This is a genomic window from Streptomyces sp. Tu 2975, from assembly GCF_009832925.1.
In the GTDB taxonomy this organism is placed as follows: domain Bacteria; phylum Actinomycetota; class Actinomycetes; order Streptomycetales; family Streptomycetaceae; genus Streptomyces.
The window spans coordinates 4,606,083-4,626,556 of sequence record NZ_CP047140.1; the positions used below are offsets into that span (position 1 = coordinate 4,606,083).

15 protein-coding genes, 1 tRNA gene and 1 pseudogene are annotated in these 20,474 nt (G+C 70.4%); 7 read left to right on the forward strand and 10 right to left on the reverse strand.

Features of this window, described 5'->3' with window-relative positions; all coding sequences use genetic code 11:
- Positions 1-158 precede the first annotated feature (158 nt).
- The gene (locus tag GLX30_RS20470) at positions 159-2,327 is read right to left on the reverse strand and encodes a hypothetical protein (protein WP_159690994.1); all 2,169 of its coding nucleotides are present in this window, start codon (positions 2,325-2,327) and stop codon (positions 159-161) included.
- Positions 2,328-2,961: 634 nt separating this feature from the next.
- Entirely contained in the window at positions 2,962-3,681 is a 720-nt protein-coding gene (locus tag GLX30_RS20475; protein ID WP_159690997.1) for a hypothetical protein, read from the reverse strand.
- A 271-nt stretch (positions 3,682-3,952) separates the two neighbouring features.
- On the opposite strand from GLX30_RS20475, the pseudogene GLX30_RS35385 reads away from it, so the two are divergent.
- Positions 3,953-4,178, forward strand: a pseudogene (locus GLX30_RS35385) (site-specific integrase); the annotation flags it as partial.
- Positions 4,179-4,228: 50 nt separating this feature from the next.
- Here the strand turns inward: GLX30_RS35385 and GLX30_RS20485 are convergent.
- Positions 4,229-4,304, reverse strand: a tRNA-Arg gene (locus GLX30_RS20485).
- Between the two features lie 275 nt (positions 4,305-4,579).
- Positions 4,580-6,412, reverse strand: a complete 1,833-nt coding sequence (locus GLX30_RS20490) for an AMP-dependent synthetase/ligase (protein ID WP_159690999.1) — start codon at positions 6,410-6,412, stop codon at positions 4,580-4,582.
- A 279-nt stretch (positions 6,413-6,691) separates the two neighbouring features.
- On the opposite strand from GLX30_RS20490, the gene GLX30_RS20495 reads away from it, so the two are divergent.
- Positions 6,692-8,407: a class I adenylate-forming enzyme family protein gene (locus GLX30_RS20495; RefSeq protein WP_347879777.1), complete on the forward strand. Its 1,716-nt coding sequence runs from the start codon at positions 6,692-6,694 to the stop codon at positions 8,405-8,407.
- On the opposite strand, the gene GLX30_RS20500 is transcribed toward GLX30_RS20495, so the two are convergent.
- The gene (locus GLX30_RS20500; protein WP_159691005.1) at positions 8,382-9,671 is read right to left on the reverse strand and encodes a M6 family metalloprotease domain-containing protein; all 1,290 of its coding nucleotides are present in this window, start codon (positions 9,669-9,671) and stop codon (positions 8,382-8,384) included. The genes GLX30_RS20495 and GLX30_RS20500 overlap by 26 nt on opposite strands.
- A 279-nt stretch (positions 9,672-9,950) precedes the next feature.
- Between GLX30_RS20500 and GLX30_RS20505 the strand changes: the two genes are divergently transcribed.
- Together GLX30_RS20505 and GLX30_RS20510 are read left to right on the forward strand one after the other, a co-directional pair.
- The gene (locus GLX30_RS20505; RefSeq protein WP_159691007.1) at positions 9,951-10,592 is read left to right on the forward strand and encodes a TetR/AcrR family transcriptional regulator; all 642 of its coding nucleotides are present in this window, start codon (positions 9,951-9,953) and stop codon (positions 10,590-10,592) included.
- Between the two features lie 111 nt (positions 10,593-10,703).
- Positions 10,704-12,257 (forward strand): MFS transporter, encoded by a 1,554-nt coding sequence (locus tag GLX30_RS20510; protein WP_159691010.1) that lies wholly within the window; start codon positions 10,704-10,706, stop codon positions 12,255-12,257.
- 153 nt (positions 12,258-12,410) lie between these two features.
- On the opposite strand, the gene GLX30_RS20515 is transcribed toward GLX30_RS20510, so the two are convergent.
- The gene (locus GLX30_RS20515; RefSeq protein WP_159691013.1) at positions 12,411-12,926 is read right to left on the reverse strand and encodes a MarR family transcriptional regulator; all 516 of its coding nucleotides are present in this window, start codon (positions 12,924-12,926) and stop codon (positions 12,411-12,413) included.
- Positions 12,927-13,054: 128 nt separating this feature from the next.
- Here GLX30_RS20515 and GLX30_RS20520 point away from each other — a divergent pair, with 128 nt between their 5' ends.
- On the forward strand, positions 13,055-13,852 hold the full coding sequence (locus GLX30_RS20520) for a class III extradiol ring-cleavage dioxygenase (protein WP_159691016.1): 798 nt from the start codon (positions 13,055-13,057) through the stop codon (positions 13,850-13,852).
- Between the two features lie 73 nt (positions 13,853-13,925).
- Here the strand turns inward: GLX30_RS20520 and GLX30_RS20525 are convergent, their stop codons facing one another.
- Positions 13,926-14,477, reverse strand: a complete 552-nt coding sequence (locus tag GLX30_RS20525; RefSeq protein WP_159691018.1) for a GNAT family N-acetyltransferase — start codon at positions 14,475-14,477, stop codon at positions 13,926-13,928.
- Between the two features lie 148 nt (positions 14,478-14,625).
- Between GLX30_RS20525 and GLX30_RS20530 the strand changes: the two genes are divergently transcribed.
- Positions 14,626-15,627, forward strand: a complete 1,002-nt coding sequence (locus tag GLX30_RS20530; RefSeq protein WP_159691021.1) for a sigma-70 family RNA polymerase sigma factor — start codon at positions 14,626-14,628, stop codon at positions 15,625-15,627.
- Positions 15,628-15,708: 81 nt separating this feature from the next.
- On the opposite strand, the gene GLX30_RS20535 is transcribed toward GLX30_RS20530, so the two are convergent.
- Positions 15,709-16,668, reverse strand: a complete 960-nt coding sequence (locus GLX30_RS20535; protein WP_159691024.1) for a YafY family protein — start codon at positions 16,666-16,668, stop codon at positions 15,709-15,711.
- A gap of 165 nt (positions 16,669-16,833) precedes the next feature.
- Between GLX30_RS20535 and GLX30_RS20540 the strand changes: the two genes are divergently transcribed.
- The gene (locus GLX30_RS20540) at positions 16,834-18,348 is read left to right on the forward strand and encodes an MFS transporter (protein WP_159695142.1); all 1,515 of its coding nucleotides are present in this window, start codon (positions 16,834-16,836) and stop codon (positions 18,346-18,348) included.
- A 110-nt stretch (positions 18,349-18,458) separates the two neighbouring features.
- On the opposite strand, the gene GLX30_RS20545 is transcribed toward GLX30_RS20540, so the two are convergent.
- Positions 18,459-19,247, reverse strand: coding sequence for a DUF6227 family protein (locus GLX30_RS20545; RefSeq protein ID WP_159691027.1), 789 nt, complete (start codon positions 19,245-19,247; stop codon positions 18,459-18,461).
- 144 nt (positions 19,248-19,391) lie between these two features.
- The gene (locus tag GLX30_RS20550; protein WP_159695143.1) at positions 19,392-20,444 is read right to left on the reverse strand and encodes a P1 family peptidase; all 1,053 of its coding nucleotides are present in this window, start codon (positions 20,442-20,444) and stop codon (positions 19,392-19,394) included.
- Between the last annotated feature and the right edge of the window lie 30 nt (positions 20,445-20,474).

The window sequence follows — 20,474 nt, forward strand, 5'->3', positions numbered from 1 at the left end:
TTGCGCGGGTGCCTTTGACAGGTTGTCCCTTGGCAGGCTGTCCCTTCATCCACCGGCGCGATCAGCAGCAGCGCAGGCTCGCACGTCTCGACCGCGAGACGGGTGAGCCGGACCCCTCCTGCAGGACCGGTCGGGACGAGGTGGACGTGGGAGAGGGATCAGAAGAAGGTCCGGAAGCGGGTGGAGTCGCTGTGCAGGGGCAGCGTGTGGGCCGCTTCGAAGGGCCGGGTCGTGCTGTCGCGGCCGAAGTAGAGCGCGGAGCCGGAGGGCCCGACGGCGTAGATGTCGGCCACGCCCTTGCCGTTCCTGCCCGCCGGGACGACGTGGCTGTACTTCTGCCAGCCGCCGCCGATCTTGCGGCGGGCGGTGAAGGTGCCGTCACCCTTGCCCAGGTAGAGCCACAGGGTGCCGGAGGTGTCGCGGGCGAGAAGGTCGCCGCCGGAGGCCCCCGCGATGTTGCCCGGGGCGGTGAGGAGGTTGTAGACGCCCCAGCCGCCGCCGATCTTCTCGCGGGTCTTGAAGGGGGCGGTGGCGTCGCCGGTGGAGGCGTAGAACCACAGCACGCCGGCTTTGTCGGTCGCGAGGAGGTCGCCCCGGCCGTCGCCGTTCAGGTCGGAACCTCCGGTGATCTTGTTGTAGATGTTCCAGCCGCCGCCGACCTTCGTGCGGGGCAGGAGCTTCTGCTTGTCGCTCCGGTGGAGCCACAGCACACCGTCGCGGTCCCGGCCGACGACGTCGTACGAGGCCGAACCTGCCGCGTTTCCGGGGGAGGCCATCAGCGTGTACGTGTTCCAGCCGGTGCCCAGCACGTCCGGCTTCGGGTCACGGACGACCGGCGGGCAGCCCTCTTCATGGCAGTCGGGGTTGTTGCCCATGGCTCGTAGCTGACTGAGGTCGTACGCGGAGAGGTTGCCGGAGCTGTCGCGGACGAGCGCGTCCGCGTGGGCGTTGTCGTTGAAGTCGCGCGGCGCGGTGCCACGGTCCACGGTGGTCGTACCGGTCTTCACGGCGGCGGGGCCGACCCCGGACGCGGGGTGGGCGGTCATCTTCCAGGTGTACACGCCGTTGTAGGCGCCGATCACCTGGTCGAGGTAACCGTCCCAATCGATGAAGGTGTCGTAGTAGCTCCAGAGCGACACCGTGCGGCCGGTGGCCACGTGGGTGAGATCCAGCGAGACGCCCAGGTCCGAATCGCTGGTCTTCCAGGTCACGCGACTGTCGGTGCCGTCGAAGCGGTACACGCTCGGAACATTCGCCTGCTCCAGGACGATTCCCAGGGGGCGCTGCTCGTCCGCGATCATGGTGGCCGCCGGAGTGCCGCTCGCGTCGAGCGAGATGCGGAAGAGGCCGCGGCCCTGCGCGAAGGTGCCGCCGGGCAGCAGGAGCGTGCCGTCACCGACCGGGGCCACACGACCCGCGAGGTCGAGGAGCGGGACCTTCCGGCCGTCCTTCAGCGACTTGAGGACGACCGGTCTGTTCGGGTACGTGACCCCGTCGACGACGAGCTTGTCGCCGCCCGTGATCGCCAGCCAGTCGCCGCCCAGAGCGATCTGCGCGCGGTAAGGGTGGGTCTCGGCCTGCTTGGTCTTCCGGTCCACGATCGTGGTCCGGCCGTACGGCGACTCCCAGAGCACGCGGTCGGGCGTGACCTGCGCGAAGCCGCTGTAGTTGTCGACGTCGTACGTCTCGACGGTGGTGGCCGTGGCCACGTCGACCAGGGCGAGACGGAAGCCGTGGTCCGGCGCCGAGGTCTGCACAGCGACCGTGCCGGGCGTGGAGCCGTAGAACTCCCAGGGGACTCCCGTCGGCATCCCGGTCACCTTGCGGTCGACGACCTCACCGCCGGGCACCCGGCTGACGAGGTGGAGCTCGTCGGTTGCGGTGTCGACCATCACGAGCGTCGACCCGTTGACCTCCTCCAGCCGGTAGGGGATGTCGATGACGACCGGGTCGCCGCCCTCGGCCATGTCGTGGACGGTGTGGCGGGTTCCCTCGCTCGCCACGACGACATCGGCTCCGGCGGCGCCTCGGTAGGTGACCGCAGCGTTCTTCGGGAACGTGGTGCCGGAGCCGTCCGCATACCGCATCCACACGGCGACGCCGTCCGTCCGGACGCCCAGGAACCCGTTGGGCCCCGCGGAGAGGAAGCTGCCGGTGAACGGGAAAGCCGCGTCTCCGGCCTGCCGCGCGACCTCGGCCGCTCCGGCGGGGGCCGCCGTCGCGGCGGTGGCCGGGCCGGCGAGCGTGCCGGCGGCCGTGGCGGCCAGGGCGACGGCGACGGCTACGGTCAGCCGGAACCGGGGGGTGCGGACGCGGACGAGTGACATGGAGTGGGGCCTCCTTGGCGAACGACGTGTGGGTGCGGCGGAGAACGCCACACCCACAAGACCGAGGAGAAGATCGGACAGTTGTACACCCGATGCGATGGATGTCGTGGAGCACGGGCGTGCCCCACGGCTGGCGGCCCTCTGGAACGAAGCCGGTCGGTACGCAGCCCGGTCCTGACCGGAGACCCCGCGTACAACCACGTGTCCTGACCCACCCGACGCCTCACACCCCGCCCCGCCGGCCCTCCACCAGGAGAACCCGCGGGGCGGCACGTCCGGCCCTCGGGACCGCTCCATCGCCGATCGGCTGGGAGTCATGATCCGCCAGAGATCGGGGCGGCGCGGAGGGCTCGTTGTGGCGCCGCGGACGTCGCGGACGAGAAAGGCCCTCCGGTCCGTCTCGACCGGCGGGCCCGTGTCGGTCCTGCCAAGGAACTTGGCGACCTACGTTTCCGCTGGTGCGGGGCTGGCGCGACGGCCCATGACCGGTCGTCATCGGTCATCGTCTGGTCTCGATCGGCCTCGGACGGCCCAGAGACGGCCCCCGCCAGGAGCCTGGGCCCCGATCAGGTCGAAGTGAGGGTTCCCGATACAGGGCGATCTTCGAGGCCGGTCGCCGAAGCTGAGTCGTCGGTCAGCCGCCCTGGTAGATCGTGGTGCACAGCAGCGTGGCGCCGTCGTCCACCAGGTAGGCCCAGTAGCGTGTCTGGTCGCCTGCCACCCGGCGGCAGTTGTTCGCGTCGGCGCCCGCCGGGGCGCGGTAGACCCCTGTTATGTGCATGATCTGGTTGTACGGGGCGGGCACCGGCTCGCGTCGGCAGTCCACGGCCGTCATCATGCCGAGGGAGATGGAGTAGCCGGACTGCTGGCCGAGCATGCAGTAGGCGGCGTGGTAGATGCGGGTGAGGCAGAGCTTCGTGGTGTTGCCGGTGGTGGCGGACCGGTAGCTCCAGTACGACTTCCCGTGGCTGGTGGGGCAGGCCGTGTCGGTGGCGGTCACCTGGACCTGCGCCTGCGCGCCGGCGCAGGACACGGGGTCCGGCGGAACGTCGACGCTCCAGTCGATGCTGGTGGTGCCCCCGCGGCCCGTGTCGTGGACCGCCAGGCAGTCGCCGGCCGAGATGGCTTTGAAGGCCTCTTCGGTGGGATCCGAAGTGGGTGTCGACGGCTCGAGGTCGGCCTCCTCAGCCTCCCCCTCACTGATGTCAGGGTCATCGGGGGTGTCGACGGGGATGTCGACGGTCGGCGAAGACGTGGACGGGGCTGGGCTGGAACTCGATGGTGGCGAGTCGGCCAACAGGTCCTTCAGTTCCGTCGCGTTGCTCACACCCAGCCAGGTCAGGATCGACAGCACGGATGCGATTCCGCCGATAAGCGCCAATAACTTGGCAGTGGAATGATCATCGGATGCGCCTGCCACAATGCCCTCCCCCGCCGAACCTCAGGCGATATTAACTTTTCCGGCGCCGCTGAGAGTCGAACTCCCGTTGTCCCGCCCCCGTTGGCCACCCCGCACAGATCCAGCACCCCACGGATCGCCGCCCGACCGGATCATCCGTTCATCTGCATAGGTCATGTGCGGAGGATCGGTCTCGCCGCGCGGCGAGCGGAGCGAGCCACTCACCATGGGCCTGCGGCGGGGTGAGATCGCCGGTCTCCGCCGGGTCGACGTCGACCTGGACAAGCGCGTGCTCTACGTCCGTCGGCAGACTCAGCGTCGGCGTGGCGTCCTCTGCGACGACGAACCGAAGGCCGCCGTCGTCGGGCTGTACCGATCCCGGCGATGTGCATCGCGCCGCTTCGCCGGCGATGCGCCAGGCCGCTGCCGAGCTGCGCGCGGGGGAGTCGTGGGATGGTGACGTCAAAGGCCCCGGACCATGATCGGTCCGGGGCCTTTGCGCTGGTGCCCCCGGCAGGATTCGAACCTGCGACACCCGCTTTAGGAGAGCGGTGCTCTATCCCCTGAGCTACGAAGGCATGGACCTCGGCCGAGATCCGGCGACTAGCCTAGCGGATAAGGGATACGCACTGGCAACATTCCCGTTTCCGCAGGTCAGCGGCGTACTGTCGTGGCGGGAGCATGGCGGGTCCGCGCCCGGTCCCGGAGCCGGGCACGAGGCAGCCCGCGCCTCCGGCCCGGGCGAAAGGCGGGCCCGCGCCCCCGCCCCGGGGCCGGGCACGGCGCAGCCCGCGCCCCGGGCCCGGGCGTAAGGCGCCCCCGCCTCACCCCGCTCCCGCGACCCACCCTCGGCTCAGCCGGACGAGTACAGCTCCTCGATGTCCGCCGCGTACGCCTTCACGATCGCGCCCCGGCGTAGCTTGAGTGACGGCGTCATCAGGCCGTCGTCCATGCTGAACTCGTTCGGGAGGATCCGGAACGCGCGGATCGACTCGGCCCGTGACACCGCGCTGTTCGCCATCGTCACGGCCCGCTGGATCTCCGCGTGGAGTTCCTTGTCGATCGTTGCGCCCTGAGGGAACGACAGCTGTTTCCCGCGCAGTTGGTACCAGTGCTTCGACGCCTCCGGGTCCAGGGTGATCAGGGCCGCGATGAAGGGCCGGTTGTCTCCGACCACGAGGCACTGGGAGATCAGGGGGTGCCGGCGCAGCCGGTCCTCCAGGATCCGGGGGCTGACGCTCTTCCCGCCGCTCGTGACGATGATGTCCTTCTTGCGTCCCGTGATCACGAGGTAGCCGTCGTCGAGCCAGCCCACGTCGCCCGTCGCGAGCCAGCCGTCGCGCAGGACGGACCCGGTGGCCACCGGGTCGTTGTGGTAGCCGGCGAAGACGACGTCGCCGCGGACCCAGATCTCCCCGTCCTGGGCGATGTGCACCGAACAGCCCGGCAGTGGTCTGCCCACGGTGCCGAACCGGGGGCGGCCCGGTGGCTGGCTGGTCACCGCGCCGGTGGTCTCCGTGAGCCCGTAACCGTCGTGGAGGGTGATCCCGGCGCCGTCGAAGAACAGGCCGAGTTCCCGGTCGAGGGTCGAGCCGCCGGATGTGGCGTGCCGGACGCGGCCGCCCAGTACGGCCCGCAGCCGCCGGTACACCAGGCGGTCGTAGAGCGCGTGCCTGGCCTTGAGCATCCGTCCCGGCCCGGGCCCCTCTCCGGTGTCCCGCCGCTGCATCTCCTCGGCGTAGCGCACCGCCGTGTCGACGGCCTTGTCGAACAGTTCCCCCCGCCCGGTCTGCTCGGCCGCCCGGCGAGCCTTGTTGAAGATCTTCTCGAAGATGTACGGAACGGCGAAGACGTAGGTCGGCCGGAAGGACGCGAGGGCGGGCAGCAGCGCGTCGGGCGTGAGGTCGGGCTGGTGTCCCATCCGGACGCCGCCCCGCATACACGCCACTTGCACCATCAGCCCGTAGATGTGCGACAGCGGCAGGAACGTGAGGATGCACGGCTGCTCGCCCGGCTCGGCGAGGATGCTTTTCCAACCGGTGTACAGGGTGTCGCACTCGGCCGCGAGGTTGGCGTGGGTGATCACACAGCCCCGGGGCTGCCCGGTGGTGCCCGACGTGTACGTGATGGCGGCGACCGACTGCGGCCCCACCGCCCGGCGGTGACGGTGCACCACGGTCTCCGGCACATGCCGGCCCCGCTCCGTCAGCCGCTCGACGCAGCCCGCATCCAGTTGCCACATCGAGCGGAGCAGCGGCAGTCCGTCGCAGGCCGCTCCCACCGTCATGGCGTGGTCCTCGTGCTCGACCACGATGGCCACCACCTGTGTGTTCGACAGGATCCAACGGACCTGGTCCGCCGAGGAGGTGGGGTAGACGGGGACGACCTGGGCGCCGATCGACCACAGTGCATAGCTGAAGAGGGTCCACTCGTACCGGGTCCGGGACATCACGGCGACCCGCTCACCGAGCCGTATGCCCTCGGCCAGCAGGCCCTGCGCCAACCCCACCACCTCGTCACGGAATTCGGACGCGGTCACCGGGACCCACTCGTCGCCGCCCGGGCCGCTGATGCGCCGTGACAGCTGTAACAGCTTCGGGGTCCGCTCGGCCACGTCGTACACCGAGTCGGCAAGGCTTCCCGTCGCCAGGGTCTCCACCAGCGGCGGAAGGCTGAAGTCGCGCAAAGTACCCCCTTGATGAGCCACCGCCGCGCCGCGTTTCGCGGCGGGCAGGGGCGCAAAGTACCGGCCATTCACGTGGCTGCCTAGGGTCTTGACGCCGCTCGCTCGCATGCGCGATTAAGACCGGGTTACGACAGTACGTCGGAAGTGGGAAACCGGTCGGCGACCGGGGCGGCCGGGTTCGGCCAGGGGGCGGGCCCGGCAGGCGGCCGGCGCTTGACGGGCTCCGAGGAGCGGCATAGCGTCGCGGGCGTACTGAGCATGCGCTTAGGAAGGCCGCCCGTGTCGCACGCGTACCCCGAAGCCGCCCTCACCGCCCCCGGTGCCCCCTTCGAAGTCGTACGGGGCGAGGACGGCGGGCCGATCTACGCGAACGGGCCCCGCACCCTGCTGGAGTTCGTCGAGGCGACGTGGGCGTTCGGGGACCGGCCGTTCCTCGTGGCGGAGAGCGGGACGTACACGTACGGCGAGTTCTTCGCCGCCGCCTCCGCCTTGGCCCGGCGGTTCGTGGACGTCCACGGCCTGCGGCCCGGGGACCGGGCGGCCGTCGCGATGCGCAACCACCCGGAGTGGCAGATCGCCTTCTGGGCGGCGCAGCTCGCCGGCCTCGTCGCCGTCCCGCTCAACGCCTGGTGGACCGAGGAAGAGCTGACCTACGCGCTGGACGACTGCACGCCGCGCGTACTGCTCGTGGACGGCGAGCGGCTGCCGCGCGTCGAGGAGTGGCGGAAGCGGAACGGCGCGCGCTGCGTCGTCTTCCATCAGGACGGGCACCGCGACGGTCACGACGACGGACCTCAGGACGCACATGACGACGTGCCGGCCGGTGCAGGTGCCGACGGCGTCGAGCGGTACGAGGACCTGCCGGCGCCGGACCCGTTCGTCGCGCCGCCCGCCGTCGACGTCGCCCCGGAGGACGACGCGACGATCATCTACACATCGGGAACCACCGGCCGCCCCAAGGGCGCCGTCGCCACACACCTCGCGCAGGCCGGTGCGGCCCTGCACCCCCGCTACCACGCGGCGGCCGCATCGCTGGCGCGCGGTGTGCTGCCCGGGCAGGGGCCCGCGCCGGTCGTCCTGATGACCTTCCCGTTCTTCCATGTGGCCGCCTTCACCACGCTGTACTCGATGATGGGCGTCGGCGGCACGCTCGTCCTGATGCGGAAGTGGGACGCGGAGAAGGCCCTCGCGTTGATCGAGGAGCACGGCGTCACCCACTACTCGGGCGTACCGACGACAGCGCTCCAGCTCCTCGACGCGGCCGAGCGCACCGGCTCGGACCTGGCGACGCTCGGCCACCTCAGCACGGGCGGCGCGGCCGCCCCGCCCGATCTGGTCACCCGGCTGACCGCCCGCTACGGGCACCGGATCGAGCCCCGCAGCGGCTACGGCCTGACCGAGACCTGCGGCGGTGTGCTCGCCAACTCGGGGGACGGCTACCGCGGCGACCCGGCCAGTGTGGGCAGGCCCTCGCCCGCGACCGAGGTACGGATCGCCGGGGCGGACGGCGAGCCGCTTCCGGAGGGGGAGGTCGGCGAGCTGTGGCTGCGCGGGCAGTCGGTCGTACGCGGCTACTGGCACGACGAGCCGGCAGGCGCGGCCGCCTTCCAGGACGGCTGGTTCAGGACCGGAGACCTCGCGACGGTGCGCGAGGGCCGCGTCAGTATCGTCGACCGGATCAAGGACATGGTGGTCCGGGGCGGCGAGAACGTGTACTGCGTCGAGGTCGAGGCCGTGCTGCACGGCCACCCCGAGGTGGCCGACGCCGCCGTGCTGGGCGTGCCGCACCCGGTGCTGGGGGAGGAGGTCGCGGCCGTGGTCCGGTTGCGTGCCGGCGCCACGGTCACCGCCGAGGAGCTGAGGGAGCATGTCGGCGGGAAGCTGGCCGCCTTCAAGGTGCCCGCCCACGTCCTGCTCCGGGACGAGCCGATCCCGCGCAACCCGACGGGCAAGATCCTCAAGCGGGTTCTCAGGGAGTCGCTTCGGAGCGGGTGATCCGCACCCGGTAGACATCGTTCTCGCCCTCGTCGACCACCGAGATGCGTATCCCGTTCTCGTGGTCGGTGAAGGTCTGGCCCGGCCGGTAAGGGGCGTCGGACAGTTCGGCGTGGATGTTGGCGCCCCGGGTGCAGCCGCCGCTGTCGCGGTCGCTGTCGGAGACGGACACCGGGCCCTGCCCGGTGTCGACGTCGGACTTGACGCGGTAGATGAGCACGCCCGGCTCGCACACGTGGTCGTCGTTCCCGGCCCGGGTGCGCACCTCAACCGCATAGCCGGTGCTCTCGTCCAGTGGCACGACCGCCATCTTGGAGCCGCCGCGTGTGGCGAGCGGGGTGAGGGTGTACTCGCTCGTGCCGGTGGTGGCGGCGCAGCCGATCTGGCTGTTGTCCAGCCATCCCAGTTTCCACTTGTGCCAGCCGAGCATGTCGTTGTTGGCGCCCCAGTCCTCGGACATGATGTCCCAGTGGCCGACCGCGCCGCCGCCGCTCGCGGTGTAGAGGTCGGGCAGCCCGAAGACGTGGCCGTTCTCGTGCGGCAGGACGCGGTAGCCGGTCTCCGAGTACGACCCGGAACCGTCGTCCTGGCGGCTGTAGACGAAGGACGTGTTGGCGAGCGGCATGCCGTCGGCGACCGGTGCGGCCTCGTTGCCGGAGAAGGTCACCGAGAGCACGGTGTCCAGCGCGGACGGGCCGGCGTTGGGGGTCACCAGGACGTTGACGAGGTCGTACTGGGTGAAGTCCACCTTGGGGTCGGCGACGGAGACCAGGTCCTCCACCAGCTGCCGGTACCCCGGTTCGTACGGTGAGCCGCGCTCTATCCCGTAGGCGGCGAACGGCATCGGCATCCGCAGCCAGTCGGTCACGGGGGCGTGCGGCCGGTAGCTGAGCCGGCCGTACGAGCTGGTGGCGAACCATTGCGAGGTCTGCGGGAAGAACTCCGCGAGCCGGTCGAGGGCGGAACCGCTGCCCTCCGCGTCCGGGAAGTCGATCATCAGGTTGAGCGCGCGGACCACGCCGGTCGAGCGGGTGTACCCGGCGGGGGTGGGCAGGCCCTCGGACATCTGGACGCCGATGCCCGTCGGGATGCGGCAGGGTCCGAGGCCCACGGCGTCGGGCGCGGAACTCGGCCCGGCATAGACCCGGTCGGGGGGCGGGACCGTCGAGCTCGCCGTGGTCAGGGCGGCCAGCGTCAGGGCAGCGAATGCGGCGACTCCGGCGAGCCTGCCGTGTCTGCGTATCCGGTGGCGGGTCTGCTCCATGCGATCGCCTCCGGGGTCCGCGGCAGCAGGCCGGGCCCTGGCTGCGCTCACTTCGAACAGCCTGTGTCGGGCGGTGGCGGGGCGCGCGTCGGGTGGTCCGATCGTGGGGTTTTCCCGACGGAAGGCATATGTGGCTCAGGTCACAGCACGGAGGGGAAATAACCGGGGATCGTTTCCCCGTTTGAACCCGTGTCTCCGTCAAACGGGGACACGGTCCCCGGTTGGGGGCCACGGAACACCTGCAGCCCGCAGACGGAGAACACGGAAGGAAGTGGAGTCGTGAGCATCGCCGCCGAAACGCGCCGCCCGCCGCGCCCCCGGGCCGACGCCCTGCGCAATCGTGAGCGGATCGTGTCGGCCGCGCGTGAGATGTTCGTCGAGTTCGGGCCGGACGTCCCGCTCGACGAGATCGCCCGCCGTGCGGGCATCGGGAACGCCACGCTCTACCGCCACTTCCCCGACCGCGCGGTGCTGATCCGCGAGGTCGTCCTCCTCGTCCTGTCCCGCACCACGGAGCAGGCGGACGCCGCGGCGGCCGAGGAGGCCGACCCCTTCGCGGCGCTGCGCCGCTTCGTCCACGTGGCGGCCGACGAGCGGATCGGGGCTCTGTGCCCCATGCTCTCCGGCGCCTTCGACACCGACCACCCCGACCTGCACGCCGGCCGCGAACGACTCGACACGGCCGTGCGCGGCCTCGTGGAAGCGGCGCAGGCGGCCGGCCGGATGCGCACCGACGTCGCCGTGGGCGACCTGATGGTGGCGCTCTCCCAGCTCACCCGGCCACTGCCGGGCACCGCGTGCCCGAACATGGACCGGTTCGTCCATCGTCATCTTCAGCTGTTCCTGGACGGACTCGAGGCGCCCGCGCGCTCCGTACTGCCCGGGACGGCCGCGACCCTGGAGGACCTGCGCACCACGTGACGCCGTGAGTCCCTCTGCCCTCCCGCACTCCTGAGCCCTTTGCGCGCACCGGGTGACCTTCCGTCACCCGGCGGCGCGTCACCTCCCGTTACCCATTAGGTGGCCAGACCCATGCCGAAAACAGCCGACATTTCATCCTCCGAGCCGAGACTGTCCGGCCCGGGGTCCTCCGACCCGAGCCGCTGGAAAGCTCTGGTCTTCATAGCCCTCGCCCAGTTGATGGTGGTGCTCGACGCGACGATCGTGAACATCGCGCTCCCCACCGCCCAGCAGGACCTCGGGATCTCCGACGCCAACCGGCAGTGGGTCATCACGGCCTACGCCCTCGCCTTCGGCGGGCTGCTGCTCTTCGGTGGCCGCATCGCCGACCTGTGGGGACGCAGGCGCACCTTCATCGTCGGACTGCTCGGCTTCGCCGCCGCCTCCGCGCTCGGCGGCGCGGCGACCGGCGAGGCGATGATGCTCGGCGCCCGCGCCCTGCAGGGCGTGTTCGGCGCGCTGCTCGCGCCCGCCGCGCTCTCGCTGCTCGCCGTGATGTTCACCGACGCCAAGGAGCGCGCCAAGGCCTTCGGCATCTACGGTGCGATCGCCGGTGGCGGTGGCGCCGTCGGCCTGATCCTCGGCGGCTTCCTCACCGAGTACCTGAACTGGCGCTGGACGTTCTACGTCAACATCCCCTTCGCGATCGTCGCCGCCGTCGGCGCGTACCTGGTGATCCGTGAGCCGGCGGGGGCGCGCAACCGCTCGCCGCTGGACATCCCCGGTGTCGTGCTGTCCACGCTCGGCCTGGTGGCGCTCGTGTACGGCTTCACCCGCGCCGAGTCCGCCGGCTGGTCCGACGGCCTGACCGTGGGCATGTTCGTCGCCTCCGTCGTGCTGCTCGCCGCGTTCGTCGCCACCGAGACGAAGGTCAAGTCGCCGCTGCTGCCCCTGCGGGTCCTGACCGAGCGCAACCGCGGCGGTGTCTACCTGTCGCTGGGCCTCGCCATCATCGCGATGTTCGGGCTCTTCCTCTTCCTGACGTTCTACCTGCAGGTCGTGAAGGGCTACTCGCCCGTCATGACGGGCTTCGCCTTCCTGCCGATGATCGCGGGCATGATCACCGGCTCGACCCAGATCGGCGCCCGGCTGATGACCCGGGTGGCGCCGCGTCTGCTGATGGGGCCCGGTTTCGTCATGGCGGCGATCGGCATGCTGCTGCTGACGCAGCTGGAGATCGACAGCTCCTACGCGGGCCTGATCCTGCCGGCCCAGCTGCTGCTCGGCCTCGGCATGGGTACGGCGTTCATGCCGGCGATGTCCCTGTCCACGCACGGCGTGAACCCGGCGGACGCCGGTGTCGCCTCCGCGATGGTCAACACCTCCCAGCAGGTGGGCGGCGCGATCGGTACGGCTCTGCTGAACACCATCGCGGCCTCCGCCACGACCTCGTACATCGCCTCGCACGCCGCCGGCGCGAGCGACCCGAAGCTGCTGGAGCTCCAGGGCATGGTGCACGGCTTCTCGTCCGCGATCTGGTGGGCGGTCGGCATCCTTGCGGTTGCCGCGGCGATCGCGTTCACGCTCATCAACAGCGGGCGCCCCGGGGCCGGTCCGGTCGCGGCGGGCTCCGGTGAGGGCGCCGGCGCGGACGACGAGATCAAGGTTCCCGTCATCGCGCACTGAGTCACGGACCCGGGCCGCGGGAGGACCAGCCGGTACGCGCGTGTAGAAGGGCCCCGTCCGGGTGCGATGCACCCGGACGGGGCCCTGCGCTGTGCGGGTCACCGAGTCGGACGAAGCTGCGCCGGGCGTCGGACGGGCTCCGTGCTGCGTCAATCACCTGAGCCAGGGCAGGTCCGCTCCGGTGTCCTGGGGCTGCAACCCCTCCGCCATGACCTGCATGATCTCGCCCAGTTGCTCGACCTGTTCCGGTGTGAGCCGGTCGAACATGGCCTGCCGCACGGCTTCGACATGGCCGGGCGCGGTCCGCCGGAGGACCCCGAAGCCCTCCTCGGTCAGTACGGCGTTCTGCCCGCGCTTGTCGGAGGGGCAGTCCTCCCGCCGGACCCAGCCGTTCTTCTCCAGCCGGGCTATCGCGTGCGAGAGCCGGGACCGGGTGATCTTGGCGTCGATGGCCAGTTGAGTCATCCGCTTGCGGCGGCGAGGCGCCTGGGAGAGCTGGACGAGCAGCCCGTAGTAGATGTGCGGCATGCCCGCGTCGCGCTGCAGCTGGCGGTCGAGGTGGTCCTCGAGGAGGGTGGTGGCATGGAGGTAGGAGCGCCATACCCGCTGCTCCTCGTCGCTCAGCCAGCGTGGTTCCCGACCGCCCTCACCATTGAGTGCCCTGTTCATGTATCCCACTCTACGACCCTGTTCTTGAAAGTTGAACTAACTAGGTCTAGGCTGAAATCAGCTTGAAAGTTCAAGCTTCCAGTACGCCGGTCAGCAGACCGGGTTCCGTCTACCGGGAGCCGCCAGTCATGAACGCCACCCCCGCACCCACCACCCCCGACGCGCCGCGCATGCCCGCGCTCTACCTCTCCCACGGCGCCCCGCCCCTGGCCGACGACCCGCTGTGGCCGGGCCAGCTCGCCGCTTGGTCCGACGCTCTCCCCAGGCCCACGGCGATCCTGATGGTCTCCGCCCACTGGGAGGAAGCACCCCTCGCCCTCGGCGCGACCCGGACGATGCCCCTGGTGTACGACTTCTGGGGCTTCCCCGAGCACTACTACCGCGTCCGGTACGAAGCGCCGGGAGCTCCCCAACTCGCCGACTCCGTACGCAAACTGCTCCGCCGCGCCGGTACGCCGGTGCAGGACGTCCCCGACCGGGGTCTCGACCACGGCGCGTACGTCCCGCTGGTGGAGATGTATCCGGGCGCCGACATCCCCGTGCTGCAGATCTCCATGCCCACGCTCGACCCGCAGAAGCTGCTCGAGATCGGGCGGAGGCTTGCCCCGCTGCGTGACGAGGGCGTGCTGATCGTCGGAAGCGGCTTCTTCACGCACAACCTGGCGGCGCTGCGGCACGACGGAACGCCCGGCTGGTCCGCCGAGTTCGACGACTGGGGGCAGCGGGCGCTGGCGGACGCCGACGTCGACGCGTTGCTCGACTTCGAGAACAAGGCCCCCGCCGGACGGCTGGCCCACCCGCGAACCGAGCACTTCGCGCCACTTTTCGTCACCATCGGGGCGTCGGAGCCGGAGCTCGACAACGGCCGGAGCGTGATCGACGGCTTCTGGATGGGGCTGGCGAAGCGGTCCGTGCAGTTCGGCTGACGCTTGCACCGCGCGGTTCACGCTGCTGTGTCCCCGCCCCCGTACGGGGCCCGGGGCGGCGGGGCAGGAGGGCTCAGTCCAGGTGCTTCTCGAACCAGGCCACGTCCCAGTACCGGCCGAACTTCCGCCCGACCTCCCCGTACGTGCCGACGTGGCGGAACCCGAAACGGGTGTGCAGCCGGACCGATGCGGCGTTCGGCAGGGCGACGCCCGCATAGGCCCGGTGCACGTCCTCCTCCGCCAAGGCCTCGAAGAGCGCCCCGTAGAGCAGGGTGCCGATGCCGCGTCCGGCGGCCTGCGGCGCGCAGTAGACGCTGACCTCCACGGACGTGGAATAGGCCGCCTTGGGGCGGAAGGGGCTGCTGGTGGCGTAGCCCAGGATCCCGTCCGCCGGCCGGTCCACGGGATCCGGTCCGGCAAACCGGACATCCTGAGCAACCAGAAGGCGGTGCGGGCCGTCTTCAGGGTGAGAGTGCAGCCATGAGCGGCGCTGCTCAGGGGTGAAAACCGTGGTGTCGAACGTGATCGAGGTCTCACGGACGTAATGGTTGTAGATGTCCGTGAGGGCCTTGAGGTCGGCTTCCGCGCCCGCCCTGACCTGCACCTCCGCCTGTTCCGGCAGCATTCGTCCTCCTGGGTCGGCCGGACAGGGTACTGCATGATCGCGGAAATCGATGCACCCGATGGGAATTCTGTCCGGATTCCAGTCGTTGTTTCCTTCGGATGCAGGGCACCCGGGAGGGTGTCGCGACCTACTCAGCAAGGGAGCTCGCATGGCAACCCGTGCCGTCGCCCGCCGGCAGTCCGACTCCGGTGGGGCGACCGACAGGGCAAGCAGTGTTCGCGCCGTGGGCGGGGAGATCGCCGATCGCGACCTGGTCGGCATGTACCTCGACGAGATTGCGCGTACGCCGCTGCTCGACGCCGCCAAGGAAGTCGAGCTGTCCCAGACCATCGAGGCGGGTGTCTACGCCCGTCAGATCCTCGACAAGGAAGTAGACAGCGAAGCAGGCGGAGCCACGCGGGAGGAGCTGGAGGCGCTGGCCGAGGCCGGTGAGCGTGCCAAGGACATCTTCATCCGCTCGAATCTGCGTCTCGTCGTGGCCGTCGCCCGGCGCTATCCGCGCAGCGGGCTGCCGCTGCTCGACCTGATCCAGGAAGGGAACGCAGGCCTGGTCCGCGCGGTCGAGAAGTTCGACTACGCCAAGGGGTTCAAGTTCTCCACGTACGCGACCTGGTGGATCCGTCAGGCGATCACCCGGTCCATAGCCGATCAGTCCCGCACCATCCGGCTCCCCGTCCACCTGGTCGAGGAACTGGGCCGTATCCGTCGCGTCCAGCGCGAGTTCAACCGGGAGAACGGCCGGGACCCCGAGCCGTCGGAGATCGCCGAGGAGCTCGGCTCGACGCCCGAGCGGGTCATCGACGTCCTCGACTGGGCCCGTGACCCGGTCAGCCTGAACATGTCGGTGGACGACGCCGGCGAGACCCAGTTCGGTGACCTCCTGGAGGACACGTCCGCCGTGTCGCCGGAGCAGTCGGTGCTCACCCTGCTGCGCAGCGAGGAACTGGAAGACCTGATCGGCAAGCTGGACAACCGCACCGCGTCGATCATCCGCATGCGGTACGGGATCGAGGACGGCAGGGAGCGGACCCTGACCGAGGTCGGCAAGGAACACGGCCTGACGCGGGAGCGGATCCGCCAGATCGAGAAGCACGCGCTGCTCGAGCTCAAGCGGATGGCCCGCGACACGGGCTTCGAGCCGGCCGCCTAGGAGCCCGGGGGAGCGACGGCCCGCCCCCGGGCGGGCCCGCCGGTGCACGCAAGCGGCGCGCCGGCCGTCGGCGGTGGCCCCTCAGTCTGTGGCCCTGGCGAGCCGCGTCGCCAGATCCGTCATGTACTCGCGCAGCGGTTGCGGGCCGTGGACGGTGAACTCGCAGTCCACCAGCGCCAGACGCAGTGCCAGCCACTCGACCGAGTCCGCCGACATCGCTCGCAGTCGGCATGTGTTCCCGCCTGTCGGCGAGGGCGCGCCGAGGTGCTCCGGCAGCCGGGCCGCCACGAACGATGCCGGGGCCTCGAAGCTCACATCGACCTCGTGCTCCTGCTGGTGCCGCGAGATCGAGTGGCTCAGCAGCTCCGCCGCGTCCTCGGCGGGCATCTCGCGCGGCGTGAACCGGGCTCCTGTCGCGAACGGCTCCGTCACCCGGTCGACGCGGAACGTCCGCCAGTCCTCACGTCCCATGTCGTACGCCACCAGGTACCACCGCCGGCCCGTCGACACGAGGCGGTACGGCTCCACCTGCCGTCGCGTCTCCGCGCCGTCCCCCGCCCGGTAGCAGAACCGGAGCCGCTCGCGCGCCGTGACTGTGCCCGCGATGACCGTCAGGGTCTGCGGATCGATCGTCGCGCCGTCGCCCCTGGTGAGCGGCAAGGTCGCCGCCTGGAGCGTGGTGACCCGGTGGCGGAGCCGGGACGGCAGCACTTGCTCCAGCTTGGCGAGCGCCCGTACGGACGCCTCCTCGATGCCTTCGATCGCATGGCCCGCCCCGGCCCGCAGCCCGACCGCGATCGCCACGGCCTCCTCGTCGTCCAGCAGCAACGGCGGCATCGCAGCGCCTGCGACCAGCCGGTATCCGCCGACCGCGCCCTTGGTGGCCTCGACCGGATATCCGAGGTCGCGCAGCCGGTCGATGTCGCGCCGGATCGTGCGCGGACTGACGTCGAGGCGCTCGGCCAGCTCGCTGCCGGGCCATTCCCGCGGCGTCTGGAGGAGCGAGAGCAGATTCAGAAGTCGTGCCGGAGTGTCCGTCATGTTTCTCAGGATGCCTGCCATCTAGGACATGTTCTGACCTATATCCGACCTAGATTCCTCGTCATGAGTTCACAGCAGCCCGCCGTAGCCGAAACGGCAGCCGTAACCGAGGTCGTGTCGGACGACCGCCATGACCGCCGCCGCTGGATCGCGCTGGCGATCGTCATGACTGCCGCCTTCATGGACCTGGTCGACGTCACCATCGTCAACATCGCGATCCCCAGCATCGAGCGGGATCTCGGCGCGTCGTTCGGAGCGATCCAGTGGATCACCGCCGGATACGCCCTGGCTTTCGCCGCCGGCCTGATCACGGGCGGCCGGCTCGGTGACATCTACGGCCGTAAGCGGCTGTTCCTCATCGGCATCACCGGCTTCACGCTCGCCTCCGCCCTCTGCGGGTTCGCCGCCAACGAGGAGATGCTCGTCGCCTCACGGCTGCTCCAGGGCTCGGCCGCCGCGATGATGGTGCCGCAGGTGCTCGCGATCGTGCACGTCACGTTCCCGGCGCACGAGCGCGGCAAGGTCTTCGGTCTGTTCGGCGCCGTCGTCGGACTGGGCGCGGTGTCCGGCCCGCTGCTCGGCGCACTGCTCACGCAGTGGAACCTGTTCGGCCTCGAATGGCGGCCGATCTTCCTGATCAACCTGCCGGTCGGCATCGCGGGGCTGATCCTCGGGCGGAAGTACATCCTCGAGTCCCGGGCGCCGAAGGCCCTCAAGCTCGACCTCGTCGGCGTCGTGCTCGTCACCCTCGGTCTGCTGATGCTGATCTACCCGCTCACACGGGGCCGCGAGCTCGACTGGCCGCTCTGGGGCCACCTTTGCATGGCCGGCAGCCTGCTCGTCTTCGCCGCCTTCATGGCTTACGAGAAGTACAAGACACGCAAGGACGGCTCGCCGCTGGTCGAACTGTCGCTGTTCAAGGTGAAGAGCTTCGCCGCCGGTATCGCCGTACAGCTCACGTTCGGCATCGTGATGGGCATCTTCTTCCTCGTCTGGACGCTGTACATGCAGACCGGGCTCGGCTGGAGCCCGCTGAAGGCCGGCCTGACCGGAGTTCCGTTCTCGATCGCCGTCTCTGCGGCAGCCGGTATGTCCGTGCAGCTGCTGGTGCCGCGCTTCGGCCGCAAGGTGCTTCAGGCGGGTGCGGCCACCATGGCGGCCGGGCTGCTCGTCTACATCTGGGAGGCCGACCGTTACGGCATGGACGTCCAGCCCTGGCAGATGATCCTGCCGCTGGTCGTCATGGGTGTGGGCATGGGACTGATCGTCGCGCCGTTGACCGACGCGGTGCTCTCCGAAGTCCCGCGCGAGCACGCCGGATCGGCGTCCGGACTGATCAACACGACCGGGCAGATGGGCACCGCGCTCGGCCTCGGCCTCGTGTCGCTGGTCTTCTTCGGATCCATCGACGAGGAGCAGCTCGCCCCAGACGCCGTCGGTGGTGCCTTCGCCCAGGCCTTCGAGAACTCGCTGTGGTGGGTCGCTGCAGTGCTCGGCGTCATCTTCCTGGTGATGTTCGCCCTGCCGGCCCGGCCGAAGCAGCACATGGAGGGCGGCACGACGGAGGACGTCGTGATGGAGGGGGTTGGGACGGACGACGGGGCCGGGGTTCCGACGGAAGGCGCGTCGGGACCGTTCGGGAAGCCGGAGACGGAGACGGAACCGGTTCTCTCACGCTGACGGGTCCGCCTGGTCCGCCTGGTGCGCCGGGTGCCCGCGCCGCGATCACCGCGGCGCGGGCACCCGGCGTTCGCGCGCAGCACGGCCGGACCCGGCCGGACCGAAGACTGCTAGCGGACGCGTGCCCGGAGCTCCATGGCCTCGCGGGCGTCCTGCTCCGCCTCGTAGACCTCACACATGTGGCGTCCGTCCGGCGTCGCCGTGTGCTCGACCTCCCACAGGCTCCGTTCCGTACCGTCGAGGAGCAGGAAGGCGTGCTCGTAGAGCGTGAAGCCCGCGTCCTTGCCGGCGACCCGGAACTGGCGCCCGAAGACCTGGGTGATGTGGTGGGCGAAGGCGCTGCGCAGCAGACGTGCCGTCTCGTCGCCCGGCCGGTCCCCGTTCTCCGCGCGGCGCAGCACCCGGCGGGCGTGGTCCGCCGAGTCGTCAGGAACGTACATCGGGGGCAGCGGGGCAGGCGGCGGCGCCATCAGAGCGGCGAGCAGCTCGAGATCTGCGTCCAGGTCGATGCCGAGCTCCTGCTCGAGCGTGCTGCCAGGACCGGTGGAGCCCCCCGAACCGGCGAAGCCGGGGAAGCCGGCGGGCAGTCGCGACGCCGCCAGCCGGGCCTCGGACTCCTCCGCGTAGAGCTCGTGCTGCTCCGTGCCGTCGCGGCCGGTGTTGTGCACGAGCTCCCACAGCACGAGCGAACTGCCGTCACCCAGCAGATAGGCGTGGCGGTACGTGGCCCGGTGCAGTGACGCGGTGTGGTGCGAGGAGTGGAGTGAACTGGCGTGCGCCAGCGCGCATCCGAGCCGCTCGACCGTCGCGTCGGGCAGGTCGAAGGAGTTGAGCGCCCGACCCAGGAGTCGCTCGAGGTGCGTCTCGGTCGTCTCGTACGGATCGTTCGGATCGTTCAAGAGGGGTCTCCAGGCCGTCGCCACAAGTCACTTGGTGATAGCTAAAAGTAGCGCTTCGGTCCGACAATGCGCTTCAGGGTTGGGTAAAACGAAGGGGCGCGTGGCAGAAGTTCCCGCGCGCCCCCAACTCGGCTGTCCGATACGTCAGTCGATGCCGTACAACTCCCCGTACGAAGGGAAGCTGCCGCCCGGTCCGTCGACGCTCGCGGCGGATCTCACGGCGTGCACGATCGCCCGCGTCACCATGTCGGCTCCCGCGGCGAGAACGTCGTTCAGCGCGAGCGGATTGCCTTCGGCGAGCGCCACCGAGCCCGTGGCCAGCGCGAACACCGTGTCGCCGTCGTTGAGGAGGTGCACGGGTCGCACGGCGCGCGCGATGCCGTCGTGCGCCGTCCCCGCGAGCTTGTGCGCCTGTGCACGGGTGAGGTCGGCGTCGGTGGCCACGACGGCGAGGGTGGTGTTCAGGGGCGGGGGCCCGTTCTTCTCACGCGCCTCGGTCAAGCGCAACTGCGCCGCGGTGTGCACCGCCGCGGAGGGGATTGCCGCGCGGTCCACGCCTTCGGTGATCAACTCGCCGTACAGTGCGCCGGTCCCGGGGTCGACGGCAGAGCCCACCGCGTTCGCCACGACCAGCGCGGCCACGGTGATGCCGGACTCGAGGACAGTGCTCGCCGTGCCGACACCGCCCTTGAAGTGGCCGATCACCGCGCCGGTCCCGGCACCGACCGCACCTGCCTCGACCGGCGCGCCCTCGTCGGTGGCGGCAGCCGCCACCACCGCGGCCCGGCCTGTGGAGGCGTCCGGCCGCGCGGACCAGTCGCCACCGCGCCCCAGGTCGAAGACGCACGCCGCCGGCACGACGGGCACGACCTGCGAGGGGTCTGGGCCGACCCGTACGCCCCGGCCCTGTTCCTCGAGCCAAGCCATCACCCCCGCGGCCGACTCGAGCCCGAACGCGCTGCCACCGGTGAGCACCACCGCTTCGATGCGCTGGACGACATTGCGCGGATCGAGTGCGTCGGTCTCCCGGGTACCGGGCCCACCACCCCTGACGTCCACGGCCGCGACCACTCCGCCTTCGGGCGCGAGGACGACGGTCGTGCCGCTGAGCGCACCGTCTCCGGCGACCTGTGCGTGACCGACCCGCAGACCCGCCACATCCGTGAGACCGTCGGTCTGCCCGTCAGTCCTCTTCATAACGACCATGTCTGCCAGGTTAGTTGGGCG